Source organism: Bacillus sp. 3103sda1 (assembly GCF_024159135.1).
Taxonomy (GTDB): Bacteria; Bacillota; Bacilli; order Bacillales; family Bacillaceae_G; genus Bacillus_A; species Bacillus_A rhizoplanae.
In genome coordinates, this window is sequence record NZ_JAMYWS010000001.1 from 2,876,475 (window position 1) to 2,900,285 (window position 23,811).

20 protein-coding genes and 3 pseudogenes are annotated in these 23,811 nt (G+C 36.7%); 7 read left to right on the forward strand and 16 right to left on the reverse strand.

From position 1 onward, the window contains the following. Positions 1–32 precede the first annotated feature (32 nt). Positions 33–1,505 carry an aldehyde dehydrogenase family protein gene (locus tag NKR74_RS14245; protein ID WP_253629987.1) on the reverse strand — a complete coding sequence of 491 codons (1,473 nt, stop codon included), beginning with the start codon at positions 1,503–1,505 and terminating at the stop codon, positions 33–35. A gap of 13 nt (positions 1,506–1,518) precedes the next feature. Next, the gene (locus NKR74_RS14250; protein ID WP_253629988.1) at positions 1,519–2,835 is read right to left on the reverse strand and encodes an NAD(P)/FAD-dependent oxidoreductase; all 1,317 of its coding nucleotides are present in this window, start codon (positions 2,833–2,835) and stop codon (positions 1,519–1,521) included. Between the two features lie 535 nt (positions 2,836–3,370). On the opposite strand from NKR74_RS14250, the gene NKR74_RS14255 reads away from it, so the two are divergent. Next, a complete protein-coding gene (locus tag NKR74_RS14255; RefSeq protein ID WP_253629989.1) occupies positions 3,371–3,898 on the forward strand; it encodes an HXXEE domain-containing protein in 528 nt (175 codons plus the stop codon). 366 nt (positions 3,899–4,264) lie between these two features. Here the strand turns inward: NKR74_RS14255 and NKR74_RS14260 are convergent, their stop codons facing one another. Both NKR74_RS14260 and NKR74_RS14265 read right to left on the reverse strand, forming a co-directional pair. Next, complete coding sequence (locus tag NKR74_RS14260) at positions 4,265–5,356, reverse strand: DUF3626 domain-containing protein (protein ID WP_253629990.1); 1,092 nt, start codon at positions 5,354–5,356, stop codon at positions 4,265–4,267. 493 nt (positions 5,357–5,849) lie between these two features. Beyond that, positions 5,850–6,011, reverse strand: a complete 162-nt coding sequence (locus NKR74_RS14265; RefSeq protein WP_253629991.1) for a hypothetical protein — start codon at positions 6,009–6,011, stop codon at positions 5,850–5,852. 64 nt (positions 6,012–6,075) lie between these two features. On the opposite strand from NKR74_RS14265, the pseudogene NKR74_RS14270 reads away from it, so the two are divergent. Further along, positions 6,076–6,336: pseudogene (locus NKR74_RS14270) on the forward strand (IS66 family transposase); the annotation flags it as partial. A 94-nt stretch (positions 6,337–6,430) separates the two neighbouring features. On the opposite strand, the gene NKR74_RS14275 reads toward NKR74_RS14270, so the two are convergent. From NKR74_RS14275 to NKR74_RS14290, 4 genes and pseudogenes are all read right to left on the reverse strand, one after another. Continuing rightward, positions 6,431–7,633 carry an L-lactate MFS transporter gene (locus NKR74_RS14275; RefSeq protein WP_253629992.1) on the reverse strand — a complete coding sequence of 401 codons (1,203 nt, stop codon included), beginning with the start codon at positions 7,631–7,633 and terminating at the stop codon, positions 6,431–6,433. Between the two features lie 137 nt (positions 7,634–7,770). After that, on the reverse strand, positions 7,771–8,511 hold the full coding sequence (locus tag NKR74_RS14280) for a LytR/AlgR family response regulator transcription factor (RefSeq protein ID WP_098307039.1): 741 nt from the start codon (positions 8,509–8,511) through the stop codon (positions 7,771–7,773). Continuing rightward, complete coding sequence (locus NKR74_RS14285; protein WP_253629993.1) at positions 8,486–10,255, reverse strand: sensor histidine kinase; 1,770 nt, start codon at positions 10,253–10,255, stop codon at positions 8,486–8,488. Before NKR74_RS14285 ends, NKR74_RS14280 begins: the two co-directional genes overlap by 26 nt. Before the next feature lie 171 nt (positions 10,256–10,426). Further along, positions 10,427–10,615: pseudogene (locus NKR74_RS14290) on the reverse strand (IS66 family transposase); the annotation flags it as partial. Between the two features lie 175 nt (positions 10,616–10,790). Here NKR74_RS14290 and NKR74_RS14295 point away from each other — a divergent pair. Further along, positions 10,791–11,224: pseudogene (locus tag NKR74_RS14295) on the forward strand (SMI1/KNR4 family protein). Positions 11,225–11,608: 384 nt separating this feature from the next. On the opposite strand, the gene NKR74_RS14300 reads toward NKR74_RS14295, so the two are convergent. Together NKR74_RS14300 and acnA are read right to left on the reverse strand one after the other, a co-directional pair. Then, on the reverse strand, positions 11,609–12,259 hold the full coding sequence (locus NKR74_RS14300; protein WP_253629994.1) for a 2OG-Fe(II) oxygenase: 651 nt from the start codon (positions 12,257–12,259) through the stop codon (positions 11,609–11,611). A gap of 404 nt (positions 12,260–12,663) precedes the next feature. Next, complete coding sequence (acnA, locus tag NKR74_RS14305) at positions 12,664–15,387, reverse strand: aconitate hydratase AcnA (protein WP_253629995.1); 2,724 nt, start codon at positions 15,385–15,387, stop codon at positions 12,664–12,666. Between the two features lie 285 nt (positions 15,388–15,672). On the opposite strand from acnA, the gene sspO reads away from it, so the two are divergent. Then, entirely contained in the window at positions 15,673–15,822 is a 150-nt protein-coding gene (gene sspO, locus NKR74_RS14310) for a small acid-soluble spore protein O (RefSeq protein WP_098307008.1), read from the forward strand. Positions 15,823–15,856: 34 nt separating this feature from the next. On the opposite strand, the gene NKR74_RS14315 is transcribed toward sspO, so the two are convergent. Together NKR74_RS14315 and NKR74_RS14320 are read right to left on the reverse strand one after the other, a co-directional pair. Continuing rightward, on the reverse strand, positions 15,857–16,537 hold the full coding sequence (locus tag NKR74_RS14315; protein ID WP_375337703.1) for a polysaccharide deacetylase family protein: 681 nt from the start codon (positions 16,535–16,537) through the stop codon (positions 15,857–15,859). A 91-nt stretch (positions 16,538–16,628) separates the two neighbouring features. Further along, positions 16,629–16,892 (reverse strand): hypothetical protein, encoded by a 264-nt coding sequence (locus tag NKR74_RS14320; protein WP_098307006.1) that lies wholly within the window; start codon positions 16,890–16,892, stop codon positions 16,629–16,631. 206 nt (positions 16,893–17,098) lie between these two features. Here NKR74_RS14320 and NKR74_RS14325 point away from each other — a divergent pair, with 206 nt between their 5' ends. Both NKR74_RS14325 and NKR74_RS14330 read left to right on the forward strand, forming a co-directional pair. After that, on the forward strand, positions 17,099–17,245 hold the full coding sequence (locus NKR74_RS14325) for a small acid-soluble spore protein P (RefSeq protein WP_098307004.1): 147 nt from the start codon (positions 17,099–17,101) through the stop codon (positions 17,243–17,245). A 159-nt stretch (positions 17,246–17,404) separates the two neighbouring features. Next, on the forward strand, positions 17,405–17,788 hold the full coding sequence (locus NKR74_RS14330) for an Hsp20/alpha crystallin family protein (protein ID WP_098307002.1): 384 nt from the start codon (positions 17,405–17,407) through the stop codon (positions 17,786–17,788). A 291-nt stretch (positions 17,789–18,079) separates the two neighbouring features. On the opposite strand, the gene NKR74_RS14335 is transcribed toward NKR74_RS14330, so the two are convergent. Together NKR74_RS14335 and NKR74_RS14340 are read right to left on the reverse strand one after the other, a co-directional pair. Continuing rightward, positions 18,080–19,312, reverse strand: coding sequence for an MDR family MFS transporter (locus tag NKR74_RS14335; RefSeq protein ID WP_253629996.1), 1,233 nt, complete (start codon positions 19,310–19,312; stop codon positions 18,080–18,082). Between the two features lie 87 nt (positions 19,313–19,399). Further along, on the reverse strand, positions 19,400–19,792 hold the full coding sequence (locus tag NKR74_RS14340; protein WP_253629997.1) for a hypothetical protein: 393 nt from the start codon (positions 19,790–19,792) through the stop codon (positions 19,400–19,402). 139 nt (positions 19,793–19,931) lie between these two features. Here NKR74_RS14340 and NKR74_RS14345 point away from each other — a divergent pair, with 139 nt between their 5' ends. After that, positions 19,932–21,140 carry an alanyl-tRNA editing protein gene (locus NKR74_RS14345; RefSeq protein WP_253629998.1) on the forward strand — a complete coding sequence of 403 codons (1,209 nt, stop codon included), beginning with the start codon at positions 19,932–19,934 and terminating at the stop codon, positions 21,138–21,140. Between the two features lie 115 nt (positions 21,141–21,255). Here NKR74_RS14345 and NKR74_RS14350 read toward each other — a convergent pair whose 3' ends face one another. Continuing rightward, positions 21,256–22,350: an acetyl-CoA C-acyltransferase gene (locus tag NKR74_RS14350; protein ID WP_253629999.1), complete on the reverse strand. Its 1,095-nt coding sequence runs from the start codon at positions 22,348–22,350 to the stop codon at positions 21,256–21,258. Then, positions 22,343–23,806, reverse strand: a complete 1,464-nt coding sequence (locus tag NKR74_RS14355) for an acyl-CoA synthetase (protein ID WP_253630000.1) — start codon at positions 23,804–23,806, stop codon at positions 22,343–22,345. Before NKR74_RS14355 ends, NKR74_RS14350 begins: the two co-directional genes overlap by 8 nt. Between the last annotated feature and the right edge of the window lie 5 nt (positions 23,807–23,811).

Genomic DNA, 23,811 nt, shown 5'->3' on the forward strand with positions numbered 1-23,811 from the left:
TAAAAATAGTTTATCCAGTAAGTTAAGCCAAATTAGTTCGCATACCAGCCTACAGGCTTGGCATGCTGGTGGATATTGATTTGCTTCATTTCCATAAAGTGCTCCAGCCCAGTAGTACCTAACGCTCTGCCGATTCCACTTTGTTTATATCCCCCCCAAGGCCCTTCAACATAAGCGAGGTGATAACTATTAATCCAAGTAATACCCGCGCGTAATTTACTAATGACACGTTTCGCTCGATTCATGTCTTCAGTAAATACAGCACCAGCTAATCCATAAATGGAATCATTAGCTTTTTGGATGGCATCTTCCTCATCTTTAAATTTCTCTACAACAAGGACTGGACCAAAAATCTCTTCCTTAACAATACGCATATTCGCGTTAACATCAGCAAAGATCGTTGGTGCAATAAAAAATCCTCGATCAAGCCCGTTTTCTGTTAAGCGCTTACCACCGCAAACTAATTTTGCACCTTCTTCGATTCCACTCTTGATGTAATCTAAAACGTCATTCATATGAGTCTCGTTTGTAATGGCTCCCATTTCAATGTTCTCGCTTTCCCCGTTGCCAACTACAATTTTGCTTGCACGCTCGGCCAGTCTTTCAACAAACTTATCGTAAATTGTCTCTTGTACAAGCAGACGGGATGCAGCTGAACAAACTTGCCCAGCATTGTGGAAAATACCGAACATCGCATTCTCGACTGCAGTTTCAAAATCCACATCATCGAACACAATAAGTGGAGATTTCCCCCCTAGTTCAAGTGTAATTTTTTTCATATTTCCCGCAGCTGCGCGCATAATGCTTTGGCCCGTTTTTGTTCCGCCAGTAAAGGCAATCTTATCAACATCATGGCTCTCGGCAAGCTCATTTCCAACTTTTGATCCAGGTCCCAATACCAAGTTTGCCACTCCGGCCGGAAGCCCGACTTCCTCAATAATTCCAAATAATTTGAATACGCTTACAGGAGTAATCTCAGCAGGCTTAATTACAATTGTATTTCCAGCAGCGAGTGCAGGAGCAATTTGCCAAACAGCTAACATAAGTGGGAAGTTCCAAGGTACAATAAGCCCACAAACACCAATCGGTTCATGAATAATAATTGTTTCTGAAGAATCAGCACGAGTGTAAGATTCTTTTTTCATACCTTTGATCAAGTCAGCATAATAGCGGAAGCATTCAATCGACACCGGAATATCCACATAGGTTGTTGCACGAATAACTTTTCCGTTATTTGCAGTTTCCAAACGTGCAATTTCAGCCGCTTTCTCTTCAAGACGATCCGCAATTTTATAGAGATATTCAGCTCTTTCATCAGCCGATAAATCCGACCAAATCCCGCTGTCAAACGCTTTGCGCGCCGCCTTAATTGCCACCTTCGCATCGTCTTCTGATCCATCAGCAGACGATGCGATCACCTCTCCAGTTGCAGGATTAATAACGTTTCTTCTAGCACCGGATAACGCTTCTACCCATTTCCCATCAATGAACATGTTAATTTTCACAAGTACCTCTCCTTTACGCAAAAATATCATGCAGTTTGAAACCAATATGCGCTAGATTTACAAGCATAGTTTTCTGATTATGGAACGGGAATGATTTTAGACGTTCCTTTTCAAATCGATATCCGCCTGCACTCCCCGTAACAATCCATTGTGCCAATAACTTACCAAACAATGTCGAGAGAGAAGCGCCGTGGCCCGTATAACCTGTTGCGAAATATGCGCCTTCTTTGGATCTGCCGATAACCGGGAATGTATCAATTGTAACCCCAATAAATCCACCCCAACGGTATTCAATTTTGCTTCCTGCCAGTTTTGGCATCAAGTTTACCATCGCATCGTAAACTTTTTGATACACACCGTCATCTAAGTTTGGACGAATATCGCCACCGCCAAATACGATTCGATTATCTGGTGTACGACGGAAATAGTAAAGGAAACTACTCGTATCAAAAACCATGCGATCTTTAGGAATAACAATATTCAACAATGACTCTGGAAGCTGTTCAGTTGCAATAATACGCGCCGAAATTGGCAGTACACCTTTGTTTAGTTCACTCATGATTTTTCCAGAGTAACCATCTGTCGCCACAATAATGTCTTTCGCAATAACAGAACCTTTTTCTGTTTCAATTTTCACACTATTTTGACCGTACTCGATGGATAATGCTTTAGAATGCTCAAAGATTCTTGCACCGATCGATTTAGCTGCTTCTCCTAAACCAATTGCATAATTCAGTGGCTGGAACGAGTAACTCGCGTCGTCGACTAAGCAACCATAATAAACTGGGGAATCGATCTCTTGATGCAATTGACTTCGATCAAGCACTCTTGACTCGTACCCGAAACTTTTGTTTAAATATTCGCTTTCAAGTTTCAATTCTTCAAAATGTTTGGCTTTGTAAGCCGCTACAATGTGACCGGTATTTCTAAAGTCGCAGTTGATTTGATGTTCGTCAATAATATTTTTTACCAGTTCAATACTAAACAAGGAGAGATCGTTTAGCTGTCTAGCCTCGTCGGGACCATACTTTTTGGTAAGCTGCTGCATCGTTGGTTTATAGCCTGGCAATACCATCCCACCGTTACGACCACTGGCGCCGTATCCGATCGTTTCTTGCTCTAGGACAATGACATTCTTTCCTAACTTTTGCAAATGATAAGCGGAGGAAAGACCTGTGAAACCAGCGCCAATAATAACAACATCCGCCTCTTCATTTCCTTCTAGAGTTTTTCCTTTCTCATAGCTGTTTGCAGTCGCCGTCCATAGAGAGAGTGTATTCATTTGATTCATCTTATCACTTCCTTCTTCCTGTTTATTTGAAAGAAACATTTTAGTGAGGGATACCGAATGCAAAGGTGTACAAAATTTTTTCCACTACTTGATTTACTGGGAATCTTCTATTAGAAATCAAGCGGTATAACCATTGTAACTAAAAATGTTATTTTAGTTACAAGTTAATTATACTGAATATACTGAATTATTCAACACTTTTTTTGTAACAATATAGTATGGCTAAGGATGCCGTTTGACTTCTTAATAGCTTCAATCATTCCATTCGAGCTTGGTCACAGTGTTGCTGCTTTAAAGCGAATGATTGACTCTTCCATGTTCTGTTTTATGCCCATACACAGTACCTACTGACACAATGGTGTTGATTTCACTCTCATCATAATCCCAACCAACTGATGCTGAAAAATTAATAAGTTTAAGAATATCTCCCTTATATAGATTTCAGTTATGAAAGCAATTCTATTTTATATTGAAATTAACATTATAACTAACCTATAAACAAACCATAATGCACTACACATTTGTAATAAAACGTAAAAACGATTTATATAATAGGATTTTAGGGGGGATGACAATGAATAATATAGAAGTGATGGTATGGCTTTTTCCAATACTTTTTATTTTTCACGATTTTGAAGAAATAATTTTCATACAACCATGGATAAGGAAAAACAGAAGCTATTTATGTGAAAGATTTCCTACGTTATCAAAAAGGCTATTACCTCATTTTGATAATATTACAACATCATCTTTCGCCCTTGGAGTGGCAGAAGAATTTATTTTAATTAGTATAATTACAATTGTTTCCTATGTGATGAATTGGTATAGCCTATGGGTAGGTTTGTTTATTGCATTTACTTTACATCTAGTAATACATTGCTTTCAAACATTGATCATAAGAAAATATGTCCCTGCTATTATTACAAGCATTATTTGTTTACCTATCTGTATTTATATCATTAAGCATATCGTACAGTTATTCCCATTAGATACAATTGTCTTGTATTCAATTTTAGGCTTTATAATTATGGTGGTCAATTTAGCTATGATTCACAAGGTTATGGATATATTCAACAAATGGTTAGCTCAATATGAACAGTAAAACGAATGAGCATAATCTAAGTTTTAGATCAAATATTTTAGAAGCCACATAAAGTGTGGAGAGTAAGAGTAGTGTTATAACTCGTTGTACAAATTGTAAGACGAGATGAAATCAAAAGATACATGGTCTCTTTTTTGAAAATAATGGAAAATATTGTAATCAATAGTTCCTGGTATAAATAAAAGAAAATCTAGCGAAATACAAGAAACGTCGTGATTAGATGTTTCCTGATTTTCTAACAGACACAAATTTCATTCTAAATTTTTATTGTTTCGCTCTGTTAAAGATTATTGTTGATATTTCATAAAAAAGAAAAGGACCAATTTTTTTGTTCCTTTTCTACGTCTTCTTGAACTAACGCACCCTTTAATTCAATTTTCGATTCGGCTTTCCATATCTCACTAAAACGTGCCACAATAGTTTTAATTCCTGAAGCACCTCCCTATAAGTTCCGCGATCGCTCCAAGATACTGGATTGCGTTTCAAGTCCATTACAGCAGTTCCAATTATGTTCGCATCGATAAAATTATTTCGTGCAATGCGTTTTGCCAAGGAAGGCATTGTTGGACCTCTAAAATCCGCAGGAACCTCGTCTACCATAAGTACAAAGCCCATGTGCCAATAAAGATCAATGGAATACTTAAGACATATTTGTTCCAGGGTTCTCCCTACATGGGTGTCCTTGAATGAAGGATCTGCAACAAGCATTTCCACGTCTTCTTTAAGAGAAATATCCCCATGAACCTGGGCTTCAATATAGTGGTTAAGATTGCGATTTGGCTCTTTGTTTGCTAGGTCCGTAAACGGCCTTTCCAGATTAACCAGCAAGTGATTGATTAAACTTGCTGGCGTCAGGTTTCTTTCACCAATAGCAAAATCTCTTAAGAACACCTCTTCCAAGAGAGCAGCCAAAATGATGTCAAATTCTTCATAAGTACCCTTTTCTTTTGGGTCTTGATGCGAATCCAAATACGTGTATGTGGAACGATAAGAGGCCTCAGGAGATAGAAGAAAATAACATGATCCAAAACGCGGAGCAGGCCCATCTGGATGTAACATCAAATTTAGCGCCCCATATTTAGGCCGTTGGTTATTGGTTACGCCCTCCAGTTGATATGCTCCTCCAAAAATTCTCTTCTCCCAAAGGTCGCGTTCACCACCAGGGTAAGCGGATACGCTGCCATTAGATAAAAATGTTTCAAACTGGCTCTTATATATTCCCTGCTCAAGCAGTGCTTCAGCAACGCTTTTCATAGTCGAATCTGGTCTATCTGGATGAAAATGTAGACCAATCTTTGCGTGAGACTTTAAATTTACAACAGCATTTTCAAATATTTTATCCGAGATATTAGACATTTTAAGTATGTGATTAATTGTTGCTTTAGCCTCATGTTTATAGTTCCTTGCATACTTTGCAATATGCTCTAAAGCCAATAGTTGAGACCTTGATAATTCCATGAACAGATCTCTCCTTTCATTGAAATTGACCCTAATAATTTCAATTCAAAGTTTGTTTTTTCCTTCTTGTTCAACTAACCTGCTTCGTTGAACAAGAAAAAGGCAAAAATCAACATTGTGCTTTAACAGAGCTTATTGTTTAGATATCGCTACAATAGAGAAGTAAAATTAGGATATCATTATGTAAGAACATAAACATATCTATCAAAACATGATTTGCAAACATAAGAAATGGGAAGGCGAAATGCGCCTTCCCTATCTCGATATATACAACTTATGAAACCAATAAGTCCAACAATTGTGAAAAGAATCAAATTCTTATTGTTGTATGTTTTATAATTTGAGCTAAATCAAAGATAACTACATCCGCTCTTCTTTTCTTTTTACAGGCACCGCATTACATTTCACAATGACTACATACATAACAATGCTTCCTATCATTAGACAATAGGTAATATTTTGTTCAATACCAACAACGTCACTCCAGCTACTTTTACCGTTTACAAATAATTGTAAGATTAACCTTATAGCTAAAGGTAGTATGCATACGATGTTTTTTCATAAAAAATCCTGAAACTCCGCCTAAAATACCGCCAATAGCTGACGCTCCGTACCAAGTCGCATATGCAACTGCTTGTTCTTGAAATGATATCATTACTGGTACGTCCTGATAAAAATAGCCAATCACAAAATAAAATGTAATGGCAGTGATTGTATAGAGGGCTGCAACAACCAAGTCCTATCTGTGGTTATACCGTACAGGAGACATCCCTATCGTTCTCTATGACTATCAACCTACAAAAGCAGTGGAACATCCGAAACGTTTTTTAGCTAGTTTTCAAGGGTATTTACAAGTAGATGGATATAGTGGTTATCATCAAGTACCAGATGTTACCCTTGTAGGATGTTGGGCACATGCCAGACGAAAGTTTGATGAAGCCTTAAAGGCTTTACCTGATTCACAGAAGGGAAAAAAAGTGAAGTAAACAAAAAATAACTCCAAAATCAACTTTTATTATATATTTTGGAGTTACTTTACGTTTACTATTAGAATGTAATAAAAATTTAAAATGCTTACGCTACACTGCGATAATTTTCTTGTTTTTCTTTTTGCTGATTAGGTGGTTGAATGAAAATCGCGATAATAAATGACACGACACACAATACGCCAATCACCATAAAAGTTGGTTTAAATCCACCTAGAATTACACCGATAAAGGAACCTGCAAGTGCTCCAAGACCAAAGCCTTGATACACGATTCCGTAGTTTTTACTATGATTTTTTAGACCGAAGAAATCACCAACAATGGCTGGGAAAATAGTGATATTTCCACCAAAACAAAAAGCAACACTTGCTACACAGGCTAAATAAATGCCATAATTTAAATCCACAAAACTAAGAACAAAGACAGACGTAGCTATAACGACAAACGTTGCGGTAACAATTTTTAAACGACCGATTTTATCTGACAGTGGTCCCAAAATGATTCGGCCAACCGTATTAAAGATCGCAACTATAGCGACAGCATTAGCTGCTGTTGCTGCGCTAAGCCCTACGAGTTGAACCCCAATATCCTTTACCATACCAATTAAATATAAGCCACTCATACATGATGTAAATAGCATGATAAATAACAGATAAACTTGTTTTGTACCTAGCATTTCTCTTGTTGTATAGTCACGATTTTTTGTTTCATTAACTGTATCTTGTTCAGCGGCTTGATGGATAAGACAAGCGCCTACCACTATCATAACTGTAACAATTAAGCCCCAATATAAAAACGCTTGTGATACACCAACTGAATCAATGAATTTTGCGTTAATGTATTTAAAAATTAGGCTACCCGAGCCATATGCGGAGACAGATATACCAGCAATTAAACCTTTACGCTCTGGAAACCATTTCAGTAAATTGGATAGTGAAGTAATATAGGCTGTACCATCTGCGTATCCTACAACAACTCCTGCTAGTATATAAAGCATTAGTAATGAGGAAACTTGCGAACTAAGCATCAAGCCAATTCCTAAAGCTAATCCGGCTATCATAATGAGTTTACGAAGTCCCAATTTCTCTTGTAATTTACCTGCAAACAAAGTTGAAAATGCTAAAGAAAAGCTAGTAATTGAGAAGGTTATAGCAACAGCGTTAAGACCCCAGCCGTATTTACTCACTAAAGGCTGATTGAATAAGCTCCATGTATATATCGTTCCAAGTCCCATTTGTACAATGACTGTACCGAGGACAACAAGCCACGGATTAACAGATGATTTTTTCATACCATCCTTGCACCTCTTTCGATTTGATAGCTTTATTGTATAGGATGTAAACGATTCCGTGAGCACTTACAACACAGAGCGTCAAATATATGAAATCAGTTACAGAAAAAGAAGGATGAAATGCAAAAAGCTGCTTGTTAAATACGAAGCAGCTTCTTTAATTCTTTTGCATAAGTACGGCTTACAGGTACTTTTGAATCCTCTTTCATAATTAAATTATACGTAGAGTTAAACCATGGCTGGATTTCAGAAATATGATTTACATTTACGATAAAACTGCGATGCACACGCAGAAAATTCATTTGTGGCAATTTCTTTTCTAATATGGCAAGCGTATCGTACGTCACATACGTATCACAAATCGTTTTCACAATTACTTTTCCGTCCAACAATCCAGCATATACGATATCTTCTATATTCACTAATACAATCGATTCATCAATCGGCAGCGCTAATTTTTTCATTCTACTAGATACATCTGACGCATGTACTTCTTGTTTCTCCTCCATTTCATGCTGTTTTCGTTTTTTAAATTTCTTAATCGCTTGGACAATGCGCTCTTCGTCAAACGGCTTTAAAATATAATCTAAAGCATCTACTTCAAATGCCTGAATGGCATATTGATCATAGGCCGTTGCAAATACAATAGCAGGTGGATTTTTCATCTTCTTTAGTATATTAGCAATCTCAAATCCATTATCATCCGACAACTGAATATCTAAAAAAACAAGATCCGGTTTACTTTCCATCAACTTCTCTAACGCTTCTTCTACACTGTCTGCCTCATCAATTATATCGACCTCTTTCGTTCGATATAATAAATATTTTAATTCGTCCCGCGCCAACATTTCATCATCGACTACTAATATTTTCAATATCGCTACCTCCTTTTCTTTGAATTGGAATCGTGAAGGAAATCTCCGTCCCTGCTTCCAGTTCACTGACAATATGAAGCGTTGTATCTTTTCCAAACAACCCCATTAACCGTTCATTAATATTATATAATGCTGTTCCCGTTCCTTTTTTTGACGATACAATTGCTTTTCCTAACTGCTCTAATCGCTCCGGTTCAATCCCTTGACCGTTATCTCTTACTTTGAAATGTACGCTGTTTTTCTTGGCATAAACATGAATTTCAACTTGGCATAGAGGCTGTTTTTTAGGAAATGCATGACGAAGAGCATTTTCCACTAATAGTTGCAACACAAACGGTGGAAGCAAAATATTATGCAGCTCGTCTTCAATGTACATTTTCACCTCATATTTGTTCGGAAATCTTGCTTGTTCTAACGACAAATACGCATGCACATGATTCAATTCTTGTTCTAACGGAATGAGAAGCTGCCTTGCACCTTGTAAATTGCAGCGAAAATACACGCTTAGCTGTAACAATAATTTCCTTGCTTTCTCTACATCTGTGCGACATAAAGCAGAGACTGTATTAATCGCATTAAAGAGAAAATGCGGGTTAATTTGTGCTTGCAGCGCCTTTATTTCCGCATCTTGCAACAATTTACTTTGCAGTTCTGCTTCTCCAAGTTCAAGCTGCGTTGAAAAGATTTTCGCTAATCCTTCTGCCAGCTCTTCCTCTACGGGGCTTAATGAATTGGGATTTTTAAAATAAAGCTTTAACGTACCGATGGTCTTTCCACGAGATGTGAGTGGAATCACGATTGCCGCTTGTAATAAACACTCTTCATGCTGACAATTAATCTCTTCGCGCGACTTTGCTTTCATAATTTTCCCGGTCTTTAATACCTCTTTTGACAATTCAGTAATTAAGCTATGAGAAGGAATATGATGATCAGATCCTAATCCAACATGTGCTAATATTTTCTCTGTATCTGTTAAAGATACTGCATCTGTTCCTGTAAAGCTGTGGATAATTTGTGCCACATGCGTACATGATTCTTCCGTTAATCCTTGGCGGAAATACGGAAGCGTTTTATCAGCAATGCGCAATACTTTATGCGTTTGTAATGCCTTCGCATGTTCTTCTTGTCGTAAAATGGACTGAATCATTGACAATAGAATAAAGCTTCCGAAACCATTTACGAGAATCATTGGGATTGCAATTGTTTTCACAATACTCCAGCCATCATCGATCATGAAAAGAATCATAATCATTTCCAGCGATACCATACAGATGCTAAGCACCGCAGAAAACTTAGGGGTGACAACGCGATTCCGTTTTTGATATAAATAGCCAATATAACCTGTCACAACCCCAGCTAAAATAGAAGAGATTGCACAGCTCAATGCAGTCGTTCCTCCTAGCACATAACGATGAATGCCGGCTATCAATCCTACTCCTATTCCAACAATTGGACCTCCAAGTAACCCGCTAATCCCAATTCCCATAATACGCGTATTCGCAATCGTACTAGAAGAAGAGACGCCCCGCAGCCAGTTATCATTCATAATCGTATTACCAGAAATCTCAATCCCTGTGTAGTTGCTTACAATTGTAAATAATGAAAATATGCCAATTAACATAAAGCTACCTTTATAGCTATCTTGCTTATACAGTAGCCAACGGAACGCCTTAATATGCGAAAGTAAATATCCTAAAATAACGATTAAACCAACGCGTTCAATCATCATCAATAATAAATCTCCCATTTTATGTCCATCCTTCATGTATTTACTTCATTTCATTCAATATATTACATCATTATGTCTATACCGTAAATGTTAATAGAATCCAAGAAATACCATAGAGATTGATTTTAGAGTTACCTTTTGTTTACTTCACTTTTTTCGGCCTTTGCAACTAGATGATAAATCCATTGACTACAGCAAGACTTTATCAATTTCCTCTTTATTATTTAAATCGATATTAGGGAGCGTTTCAAACAAATAACGAAGATAATGATAAGAACTTAAATTGTTCTCTTTTACGGTTTCAACCACACTATACATGATGGCACTTCCTCTAGCACCTCGTGGTGTATTTGAAAACATCCAATTTTTTCTCCCACCGATTTTTCGTTGAACAAATCGGACGCTTTTCTCTTATTAAACCATTTTATATTTTTAGCTCTGTTAATGAACATTGTTGATATCCTTATTGATTTAATATAGAAGTTTCATATAATGAAACTCTCAAGTAAAATTAACATACATACAGAAAAACTTTTAAGTGAGGATGCTAAATATGTGGAAGACTTTTATCAGTACTATTTCAACAGATTTTCAATTTAAATCCCCTGCAAAGAAAGCTGAAATATCCCAAATAAAAGAAAAACTTAATGTTGAATTACCGAACGATTTATCCAGTCTATTGAATGAAACGAATGGTGTGTTCGATGAATATGACTGTCCTTTCATTTGGTCAATTGAACAAATCCTTGAAGAAAATTTGAATGTCAGAAAGTTTGATGATTTTAAGGATTTATATATGCCCTTTGATTGCCTGTTTTTTTTGCAGATGGAGGAAACGGTGATTTGTTCGGATATGCAATATTAAATGGAGCCATACAAAAAGATGATGTATATGTTTGGAATCACGAAAACGATAGCAGAACATGGGTTGCCCCATCATTACAGACATTTATTGAATGGTGGAATGATGGTACCATTACTGTTTAATTGTGATCTCTTCTGTGCTAATTCCATTTTCTAAATGACGAGTAAATAAGATAGGATAAGAAATGATTTACTACGGTATAACCGAAAGAAGATCTGACGGAATTTCAGATTTTTTATTATTTCGATATCGATATATGGAATCACGAGCCATCTAAGGATATCCATTGATCACGAATATATTGCTTGAAATATGATTTTCAAGCATAAAAAAAGGAAGATAACTTTCATCATCCTCCTTTTTTTTATGCTGTAAATTAACTTTTATACACTTTAATGAATTACAATGCTAAACCCGCACTTCATTCCAATATACTTAATTTTGTCACAGTATACTTTTAAATGTAACAGTATAATACCATAAAAAACTCGTAATTGAGTGGTATCTTAATACAAAGGTCTTCTTCTTATCCATTGCGTCGCAACCCATTTTTCACCTTTGATAACAGGTGCACCGCTATGTAAAGTGAGCTTGTTTAATGATGCATCCTGATAAAAATATTCGAAATATACCGCCATTCCTTTTTTCGGAGATACAGAAACGTTGAGTTTTGGAAAGAAAGTCTCTCCGCCTTCTTCTACATCATTTAAATACATAACAAGGGTACTAATACGATTGTTATTTGCTGCCGCACTGTTTTCTGCAAAAAAATCATAATGCGCTTTATATTCTTGGCCAACTGTATACTTTAAAATATGTAACCCTTCTCCATGTTCAACAGGAACATTCATGATTGAAGCGATTCGTCTTTCGATTCTAGTAGCGGCCTCACTTTCTTCTAAAAACGTACCACTACTCGTCCGAATGTCATTTATTTTGCGCGAAACACCAATTTTAGAACGTTTCATTTTATTTTTAGACATTTCAATTAACATTTCACACTCTTCATCGCTTAATACATTCGCTAACACTACAATAAGAGGCTCTTCTAATCTTGAAATAATTTGGATTTCTCTATCTTCTGTTACAATTGTGTTTCCAATGTGGTTAAAAATCGTTAGTTCCTTATTTTCAGCTGTTTGATTTTCCTTTGTCATGTTCCCCATCTCCCTTAAAAATGATTGGATATTATGAATATATCATATATTTCCCCTTATTCACTTTATTCTGAAAATAATAACAAGAACTTTTCCGTTGTATGTTTTAACATGGGAAAAAAGCTCGACTCAAACGGGAGCCGAGCTTTCTTTTACTAAGAAACGAACAATTTGGAGTACTAGGAAACTGGCAGTTGCACATAACATGCCCATAGCTAAGAATGTCTGTCCCCCCATCAATAGCCAGGATGCACTTGCAGATGCAAACATCATTCCCATATACATCGCTTGAAATAGAATTTACAATCATAAGAAAAAAGAAGATGACGAAAGTCATCTTCTTTTTTGGTAAAAATCAATTTTTATACAAAATATTGTTCATTTAGAACTAATAAATTTGCAACTTAGTTAGATACCTTAGACTCTTCTAATTTCTCACGAAGAACCATTTGTAAGATACCGCCGTGACGGTAGTAGTCGATTTCTACTTCACTGTCGAAGCGTGCTACTACTTCAAATTGTTTTTCGTTTCCTTCTGAGTCAGTCGCAACTACTTTTACAAGGTCGCGTGGTTTTACTGTTTTATCAACTTGAATTTCAAATGACTCTTGACCAGTAAGACCTAGTGTTTCTGCACTTTCACCATCTTTAAATTGTAGTGGTAATACACCCATTAACACAAGGTTACTGCGGTGAATACGCTCAAAGCTTTCTGCGATAACTGCTTTAATACCTAATAAGTTCGTACCTTTTGCAGCCCAGTCACGTGAGCTTCCCATACCGTAATCTTTACCTGCGATAACAAGAAGACCTGTTCCGTCTTGTTTGTATTTCATTGCAGCATCATAGATAGATGTCACTTCGCCTGTTGGCCAGTACGTTGTGAATCCGCCTTCTGTGCCTGGTGCGATTTGGTTTTTAATACGGATGTTCGCAAATGTACCACGCATCATTACTTCATGGTTACCACGGCGAGAACCGTAAGAGTTGAAGTCAACTGGCTGCACACCATTTTCTAATAAGTAACGGCCTGCTGGTGTGTTTTTACCGATAGATCCTGCTGGTGAAATGTGGTCTGTTGTTACAGAGTCGCCAAATTTACCAACTACGCGCAGTCCTGAAAGTGTTTCCACTTCACCTGGCTCTTTTGATAATCCTTCGAAGAACGGTGGATTTTGGATATATGTTGAATCATTATCCCAAGTATATAAAGCTTCATTTGAAGTTTGGATTTCATTCCAGCGTTCGTTGCTGTTAAATACTTGTGCATATTCTTTCTTAAATAGTTCAGATGTTACAACATTTTGTACAACTTCTTCGATTTCTGTCGCTGTTGGCCAAATGTCGTTAAAGTAAATTGGATTACCGTTTACATCGTTACCGATTGCATCGTTTTTCAAGTCGATATCAACTGTACCAGCAAGTGCATATGCCACAACTAGTGGTGGAGATGCTAAATAGTTTGCTTTTACAAGCGGATGAATACGACCTTCAAAGTTACGGTTACCAGATAAAACAGATGTTACTAATAAGTCATTTGCAGCAATTGATTCTTCTAATTCTGGTGCTAATGGACCAGAGTTACCAATGCAAGTTGTACAACCATAACCTACTGTTTGGAAACCTAATTGATCTAAATAAGCTGTTAATCCAGACTTATCTAAGTATTCAGTAACAACTTTAGATCCTGGTGCTAATGATGTTTTTACGTAACTAGGTACTTTAAGTCCTTTTTCGATTGCTTTTTTCGCAACTAAGCCTGCACCAATTAACACATATGGGTTAGATGTATTTGTACAGCTCGTAATCGCTGCGATTGCAATTGCACCTGTTTTCATCGTTACTTCTTGATCTTGTAATACTACTTTCATTTCTTTATCAAATTCTTGCTCTGAGAAGCCAAATCCTTGGTTACCAACCGGCGCTAAAACAGCTTTACGGAACTCATCTCTCATGTTAGAAAGAGGAATTAAGTCTTGTGGACGTTTCGGACCAGAAAGGTTAGACTCAATTGTATTTAAATCAATTTCAACAAGATCTGTATAAATTGGATCTTGACTATCAGCTGTATAGAATAAGCCGTTTGCTTTACAATATTCTTCAACGATGCGAATTTGTTCTTCGCTTCTTCCTGTTAAACGTAAGTAATCTAATGAAATATCATCGATTGGGAAGAATCCACAAGTTGCACCGTACTCTGGTGCCATGTTAGAAATTGTTGCACGGTCAGCTAATGGCATGCTTTGTAAACCGCTGCCGAAGAACTCAACAAATTTTCCAACTACACCTTTTTGACGTAATACTTGTGTTACTTTTAGTGCAACGTCTGTTGCTGTTGTACCACTTGGAAGTGTACCCGTTAATTTCACACCGATTACTTCTGGTACTGGGAAGTATGAAGGCTGTCCAAGCATTCCAGCTTCTGCTTCAATACCACCAACGCCCCATCCAAGAACGCCGATACCGTTAATCATCGTTGTATGAGAATCCGTTCCTACTAATGAATCTGGGTATGCAACAAGTTCACCTTCAGCATTTTTCACTGCATGAACAACTGGCGCTAAATACTCAAGGTTTACTTGGTGAACGATACCTGTTGCTGGTGGAACTGCACGGTAGTTATCAAATGATTTTTGTGCCCAGCTTAAGAATTTATAACGTTCTTCATTACGTTTAAACTCCAAGTCCATGTTAAATTGAAGCGCGTCTGGTGTACCCGCTCTATCAACCTGTACAGAGTGGTCAATAACAAGATCAACTGTAATTTCTGGATTGATTTTATCAGGATTTCCGCCCATATCTGCCATTGCTTTGCGAAGAGAAGCTAAATCAACAACTGCTGGAACCCCTGTAAAGTCTTGTAAGATAACGCGAGATGGTTTAAACGGTACATCGATATCTTGAATATCTTTCGTTCCCCATTTCGCTAAATTTTCAACATGTTCTTCTTTAATAACGCGGCCATCAACTTGACGAAGTACTGATTCAAGCAATACTTTAATTGAATAAGGTAACTTAGAAACATTACCTACCCCTGCATCTTCAAGCGCTTTCAAACGATAATAATGATACGTGTTTCCATCTACTTCAAATGTTGCACGAGCGTGAAATGGATTGTGTTTTACCATTATGGTTACCCCCCTGTTAAACGTGACTGAAATTGTCTGAATATAAAATGTAGACAAACTTTTCAATACCTTACGATAATATATTATTACAACTTAAAGGATAAGTAAATAAGAAGAAACTTATAGTTTTTCATAAGTTTTCTTTATAACTTCGTTACTGCATAGTAAATTACTCGTTAACAGATACTATTTCTATAAAGTGAAACTGCTTTTTAGAAAGCGTTTTTCTTTATAAAAAGTAAATGGAACTCTTCAGGCTCTTATAGTCAATTAGGGGGTATAATCATGGGAAAACGTAAAGCCAATCATGTCATTCCAGGAATGAACGCAGCCTCTGCACAAGGACAAGGTACAGGGTATAATGAGGAATTTTCAAATGAGCCATTAACAGCGGCTCAGCGCCAAAACAATAAAAAACGTAAAAAGAATCAATAATACAAAATCCCAAAAGATAATCTTTTGGGATTTTTCAATGCTTGTACTTTAATAACTCTGACACTTTCACGAATCGATACCCTTGTTTTTGCAAGGCTGGTAAAATCTCTTTTAGAGCTTCGACAGTTTGGCTTCTATCGCTTCCTCCATCGTGCAATAAGACAATATCACCACTTTTCGCGTTTTTTAGAACGTGATTTACAATCTTATCCTTTCCAGGATTAGACCAATCTCTCGGGTCTTGATGCCAAGACCATAACACGATTTGATATCCTGCTTCTGTTGCCGTTTTAAACACCGATTCATTAATATACCCACCAGGCGGACGAAAAAGGAGGGGTTTATCTACCCATTTTTGTAAATACCGTTTCCCATCTAGAATATCATTTTCGAGTTTTTGTCCAGCTTCACTGCGTGCGTACAAATGATTCATTGTATGATTACCAATTTCATGTCCTTCCTTTAACACCTGTTCAATTAAATATGGATTACCCTGAATTCGGAATCCAATCATAAAAAAGGTTGCCTCAGCATTATATTGATGTAATATCTTTAAAATTTGAGGTGTATATGTAGGATCCGGGCCATCATCGAAAGTGATTGCCATTATTTTTTCATGAGTTGGTACTTCCCATGTTACATAGCCAGTTGGTTCTAACTCTTTTCTCATTAACATTTTTGCATCAACATGTTCAATTCCTATCATACTTAACATAACAATAAAACAACTAATTATAATACATTTTTTCTTAATCATCATTAGCTTGTCTTATGTGAAAAGGCTGCTGAGACCACTCAACAACCTATTAATCACGTACTTCCTCCACATTTTGCATAATATGTTGTAAATTTTGTTCATATTGTTGCAATTGCTTTCGCTGTGTTTCAGAAGCAACTTCTAATGCATTTTGGATTTGTTCATATGCTTCATGCACTTCTTGACGTAAATGTTTTAAATCCTGTGCATAATTTGGATCGTTTTTTACAATGTTGTTATATACATTTTCTGCATCCGTTGTTCCTTGCTGTGCAGCTTGAAATGCTTGTTGCTTATCTTTGTGATACGGCATAACCATTCCCCTTTCTTTTATTACTCTCCATTATCTTTTACCTTTACCTCAAAAAACATTCTCGTATAAATTTATGAAGTTTTCTCATCCTAATGTAGAGCGAAACTTTAGACTAGGTACTTTCCTTCAGCTAATTCATTTCGCTAATCGAGCTCTACCGTTCATTTGAATAACCGCTAGAGCACAAGAAAAAGAGGGGTATTATAATGGAGAAAAACAACAGCAAATCCATTCGTAAAAATTCTCCGCAAGGGCAAGTTTCTGGTGGTCAACCAGAACCGTTAAGCGGATCACACAAAGTAAAAAACCAAAAACATACGCGTCAAAAAAATCATGCTCACCACGATATGTAACAAAGTAGACAGTGCATGCGCACTGTCTTTTTATCATATATTTATCATATATTTCTAATATCTCCTCTTCTTTTTAAGCACATTTCCTCTTTCTTTTTCACCTCTATTTTCAAAGTGAATATCGTAATATGAATGAATTTTTATGGAGGTTTTCTTACAATGGGCAATAAAAAGAAAAAAGACTGCCTTTTTCATGTTGATGGCTTTGAAGAATGGATGAATCAATTTTGCTCCGATTTATACGCAAATTCCCCCTCTCAAAACGATATTCACGTTGACCTTTTTGAAACAGAACAAGAATATATTTTAGAAGCCGACATTCCGAACATAGTAGAGCGAAATATTCTAATTAAAAAGATGGAGACAGGCCTACAAATTAACATATCTTATAATAATTCTGCCTTACAGCATATGATTTTTTTACCAACCAATATCATATATAAAAAAATGGTAGCCTCTCTTGAAAATGGTCTTCTTACCATTCACATTTCTAAAACAGAAACAGCACAATTAACAGAACGAACTGTCCTCTTTACAGAATAGTCATATGCAAATCTAACACATGATATAAGACATATCCTTTCTGCAAAATAAAGTGAAACTTCCATCAGTGGGGGTTTTTTTCATCCCCCACCTATCGTCTTCGATTCTCTCTACATCTTGAGGTGGGGGTCTTACTGCCCGCGAATAGCGGCATAAAGCAGAAAGTAACGGAAGATTTGAAAGCGATTAACACCTTTGAACTACTATTGCACTGGCAATAATACAAGGAGGCTGATTCTTAAAATAATCAGCCTCCTTTATTCATAAAACCTTATTTCGTACATACGCGTATTACATTTGTGCTTCCCATTTTTCTTCTATCGTTCTTTTACGTAGCAAACTCCTTGTCAACAACAAAATTGGAAATGCAAGCATTGAAAGCACCGCCAAAATTGTAAAAATCGTAAAACCATTATGATAACCGTAATAATCTAACAGAAGTCCGCCAAACCATGGCCCAATAACAGCTCCGATTCCTGAGAATCCCATTGCCCCGAAATATGTTCCCTTTAAATTTGCAACAGCAATTTGATCAATAAACACATCTGTCATGGAAAACATTAATACTTCTCCAATTGTAAATATGATCGTACAAACGAAAACAGTCCACATTGACCCAGCAAATCCAAATCCACATAATCCTACACTAACAAGTAATGTACCAATCATAATGGATACGAGTGGTGTATACTTTTTACAAATTTGAATGAGTGGGTACTGAACGATTACTACAGTAATTGCGTTTAATGTTAATGCATAAGAAAACAATTTCACTCCATTTTCAAATAGATGAGAGTTCGCAAAATATTGAGAAAGCGTTGATGAAAACTGTGCATATCCTGCTATACTAATGATAATTCCAATTAACGCAACTAAAAAGACAATGTCTTTTCTTATAATGCGCAGGGAATCCATAAAAGTAACTCGTTCTGTCTCTTCTGTTTTTTCTTCTCCAATGCGATACTTTCGAAATTGTAATGCGAGCACAATTGTATAAAGAGCATACATAATAGCGGCTATAAAAAATGGTGTTGTTGATTCAGCGCTGCCAATTTGAAGACCAACAAGTGGCCCAATCGCAACACCAACATTAATAGCACCGTAACGTAAGTTAAACACCATTAAACGATGCTCCGGCTTTGTTAAATCAGATAATAAAGCACGAGACGTTGGCTCAAAAAATGAACGACACATCCCATTTAGTGCATTTAGCAGAAAAAATGCAACGACATGCTCTGCAAATCCAAATCCAATAAATACAAGAATCCAAACAATAATAGAAGATAGCATAATCTTTTTTCGCCCAAAACGATCTGATAAATTCCCACCAATAAAACTTGCAAATACACCCACTAATGCGCTCGTTCCAATAATGGCCCCTGTAACTCCTGCTGATATTCCTTTTGCATTCGTCAAGTAAATTGCTAAAAATGGAATGCTCATCGATGTTGCAAATCTTGCAAATAATGTTCCAATAATAATATTCATCCCTATAGGATGAATGTATTGTAACTTCCCCTTCATCTCTTTCACCTTCTCTATCTAAAAATGCAATGCAAAGAAAAAGAAAGCTGAAAAGCAGCTTCCTTTGAAAACATGATTTTCATTTCCCTAAACACGAGCTGTTCGTTTCAGCTCCATGTCAATGCCATATGTAAACTGTAATTCTTTTAATACTGCCTCTAATACAATGTCTACATTATGTTTACTGTTAAATTCAGCCACCCAACTCTCTACTTCTTCATGTGTGTAGCTATATTCTCCAGCTATCCAACTTTTCATATCAAAACATTCATTAATACAAATTTGAATAAGTAGCTGATCATACATAGAGACTACATCTTCTTTCTTCCATAGCAATTCTTTCACATATAACCGATCAAACGTGACACTTTCTTGGTTACATTCTGTTAAATGACGGGTCATTTCATGCAATTCTCGGTATAGCTCAGATATATTTGTACTTAGATGAATCAGTTTACTTACCCCATTTTCATATAACATATCATCCACCCCCGTTATGTTACCTTTCCCTTATTATAGCAAGAAAATTCTAAAAAAGAGAATTTTTCTTATGAAATATTAGGAAAGTGATACGTATTGTTTTACAATGAAAATAGTTACATTTGAAAGGAGTATAGACGTGAACCAAAAACTGTATTACAAAGACGCATACTTACAAACATTCACAGCTCAAATTACAAAACAAGCACGCGACAACGATGGTAATATATATGTTGTATTAACAGAAACAGCTTTTTACCCAACGGGCGGTGGTCAGCCACATGATACAGGACAATTAAATCAAATTCCTGTTATAAATGTGGAGGAAATAGATGGAGAAATTCGTCATTACATTACGGAAGAGATACATGTAAATGAAATAACAGGATATGTTTCTTGGGAACGTCGCTTTGATCATATGCAGCAACACGCTGGACAACATATTTTGTCTGCCATATTTTGGGATCACTTTAATATTCCAACAATTGGTTTTCACCTAGGAAGAGAGATCGTAACAATTGATTTAGAAACTTCCGACCTTTCTTTGGAAACAGCCGAAGAAGCTGTTTACCTTGCTAATCAAATTGTATTTGAAAATCGTCCCATTACAGTTCAATGGGTAAACCAAGAAGAAGCAAAACAGTTTCCCCTTCGCAAGGAACCGACTGTAACAGAAAACATTCGTGTTGTGATTATTGAAAATCTTGATTATAACGGCTGTGGCGGTACACATCCAAAACAAACTGGTGAAGTTGGTCCGATTCAAATTATCGATTGGGAGCGTCATAAAGGAAATATTCGTCTTACATTCGTTTGCGGCTGGCGTACAATCGAACTTATGAAGTGCAATCAAGCTCTCGTAAAAAGCGCAGCCCAGCAATTACATAGTAAAGAAGACGCTATTCCAAACAAAATAAATCAGCTTCTTTCCTCTCAAAAAGAAAATGAAAAAGCGCTGCAAATAGCGAACGAAAAACTACTCACTGTAGAAGCAAATGAATTACTGCAGCAAGCAGAGAAAACTTCGTTTGGAAAACAAATTGCGGTGAACTTTACAGACCGTTCTATGCAGGAACTGGCTAAATTAGCAGCTATAATTACAGAGCAAGACGTACATATCATTACATATTTTGTTACACAAAACGGTGAAAATTTACAATGCATTTGCGTATGCGGTAAAGCCGTTGAGCAAGACATGAACACTCTTTTAAAAACAGCTCTTCCTCTTATAGAAGGAAAAGGTGGAGGTAATCAAAAAAGCGCACGCGGCGGTGGAAAAGCAACTGTTACAGGCAAAGCATTTTTAAATCATCTCATTCAAATACAAAAAGAAACGCAAAAAGCATAAATAGCTTCTTGCGTTTCTTTTCTTCTCTCTCAGAATATGAAGTAACTGATGATACGAATGAACATAATAATCCGCATCTTGAATCGTTAAGTTTAAAAAGCATATGTTGTGATTCCTAGCTTTTTACCTTTTCAAATAAAAGCGCAAGTCCAATTCCTCCGCCAATGCCTAACGTTGCAATCACGTATTTCACCTGTTCTCTTTGTACTTGATGAAATAATCTTGTCATGAGCATTGCTCCCGATGCACCGTACGGATGTCCAAGAGCAATTGCTCCGCCGTTCACATTTAATTTTTCATAAGGAATATTTAACTCTTGCGCGCACGCAACTATTTTAGAAGCAAACGCTTCATTCATTTCAATACAATCAATGTCCTCCATTGTAAGATTCGTCTGTTGTAATAGCTTTTGCACTACAAATATCGGGCCACTGCCTGGAAAATGAGGGTCTATACCAGCAACGGCACTATGCACAAATCGTAGCACCGGTTTATAACCAAGCTTTTCAGCTTGCCTTTCATTCATAATAAGAAGTGCACACGCTCCGTCGTTCACTCCACATGAATTACCTGCCGTCACTGTCCCCTCTTGTAAAAAGGCAGGGCGTGTTCGTTTTATAATCCTTTCATAATTTATACCATGTTTAATCGTTTCATCTACTGTAATGTGAGAAACTGGTACAATTTCTTCTTGTAAATACCCTTTTTCTAATGCCCCTAACGTTCGTTTATAGCTCAAACATGCATACGCATCTTGCATCTCCCTTGTAATTCCGAAACGCTTGGCTACATACTCTGCAGCAACTCCCATATCAGGATCACCAATATGTTCAGGTGAGAAGCGTGCTCTTTTCTCGAATAGTGAAGTGCTTACACTTTCGGCTCCACCTGCAATGTAACAAGTTCCAGCTCCGCCCTGAATCAGATAGCATGCCATACGAATTGCTTCCAGTCCAGCTCCGCACTGACGATCAATCGTCACACCTGGTACTGTATATGGAAGGCCCGCCTCCAACGCTGACAACCGGGCCACATTTCCACCAGGACCGACAACATTTCCGAATATAACATCATCGATTTCTTTTTCGATACCTTTACTTATATATGTAAGTAAAGGGGCCGCTAATTTTTCAACAGAATAATCTTTAAATATCCCATTTACCTTTCCAATCGGAGTGCGTTTTGCTTCAACAATTACTGCTCTATTCATACATAAGCTCCTGCTTTTCAACGATTTCTTTCGCTTCTGCCCGTGCAACTTTTCCACTGCTTGTATGAGGAATTGCATCTACAAAATACCATTCTGTCGGAATTTTATAAGAAGATAACTTTCCTAAACAAAGTTGCTTCAGCTCTTGTTTTGATACCGCTCCTTTAACCAGCACTACTGGTTTTTCTCCCCAATACACATCTTTCTTGCCAACCACCACTGCTTCATCAACATTTGGATGCATCTGCAATACACGTTCAATTTCTTCAGGAAAGATGTTAATTCCGCCATAAATAATCATATTTTTTTCTCTTCCTACAATATATAAAAATCCATCTTCATCAACATAACCGACATCATGAACTGTCATCCATCCATCACTCGTTACGTGACAAATTGGTGCATTATCTATTATATACCCCATAAAAAACTGTTCACTCTTCACATAAATTGTACCGACTTTTCCTTGTTCTACTTCTTGTCCGTTCCCATTACGAATACTAATCTTTACATTATGACATGGTCTTCCAACTGAAGATGGTTTATTTTCATTATCATGATGTGATAGTGCTGTAACAAAGCTTAATTCAGACGCCCCATAAAATTCATATCGCTTTGCCTTTGGAAAGATCTGTTTTATTTTTTGCTTTGCTTCAGCTTCCCATTTTGCACCTGATGAAATAATCTTTATCTCTCGTTCTATAACTCTTTTTTCTTTGTATAGGGATTCTAGCATCGTTGGAACTGTATACATAACAGAAATAGATTCCTTCTCTAATATTGAAAGAACACGGTTTGGAATAAACTTTTCTGTCATGTGTATCGTTTGTCCTAAAAATAAAGCACTCATTGCACCGTATAAAAAAAGAGAATGAACAAATGTTCCTGCAAGCAATACTGCCTCCTCTTTTTCCATATGAAAATCATAAACATTACAAGCAAAGCTTTCTACCCATGATTGTTGTGAACGAAGAAACGCTTTTGCTTTTCCGGTTGATCCTGATGTGAATCCCATATAAAAAGGTAACTCTCCTACCTTTTCTACACAATTTGCTGTAATAGAAGCATTTGTTATTCTTTCAGGCCACTTACTGATAGAAAATACTTTACTATTTGTTTGAGGCAACTGGTTACGTTTATGCTGCGCTACAACTATAATAGAAGGCTGTACGATTTGTAGTCGTTCCTCAAGTTCATAACTATTCCACTTTGAATCAAGTGGTGCACAAATCCATCCTGCCATTGCAGACCCAGCAAAAATTTGTAAAAATTCCACACTATTATCAAGCAAAATCGCAATCTTTTTATTACTTGATTCTTCCTCGTGAAGCCAATTTGCAACTTGGCAAACAGACCGATACCATTCTTTATATGTAACGGTTCTATCTTTTGTTTTTATTGCAATTTTGTTCGGACGGTAATGAGCATGTGCTGCATAAGATTTTGTAATTCCCACCTATC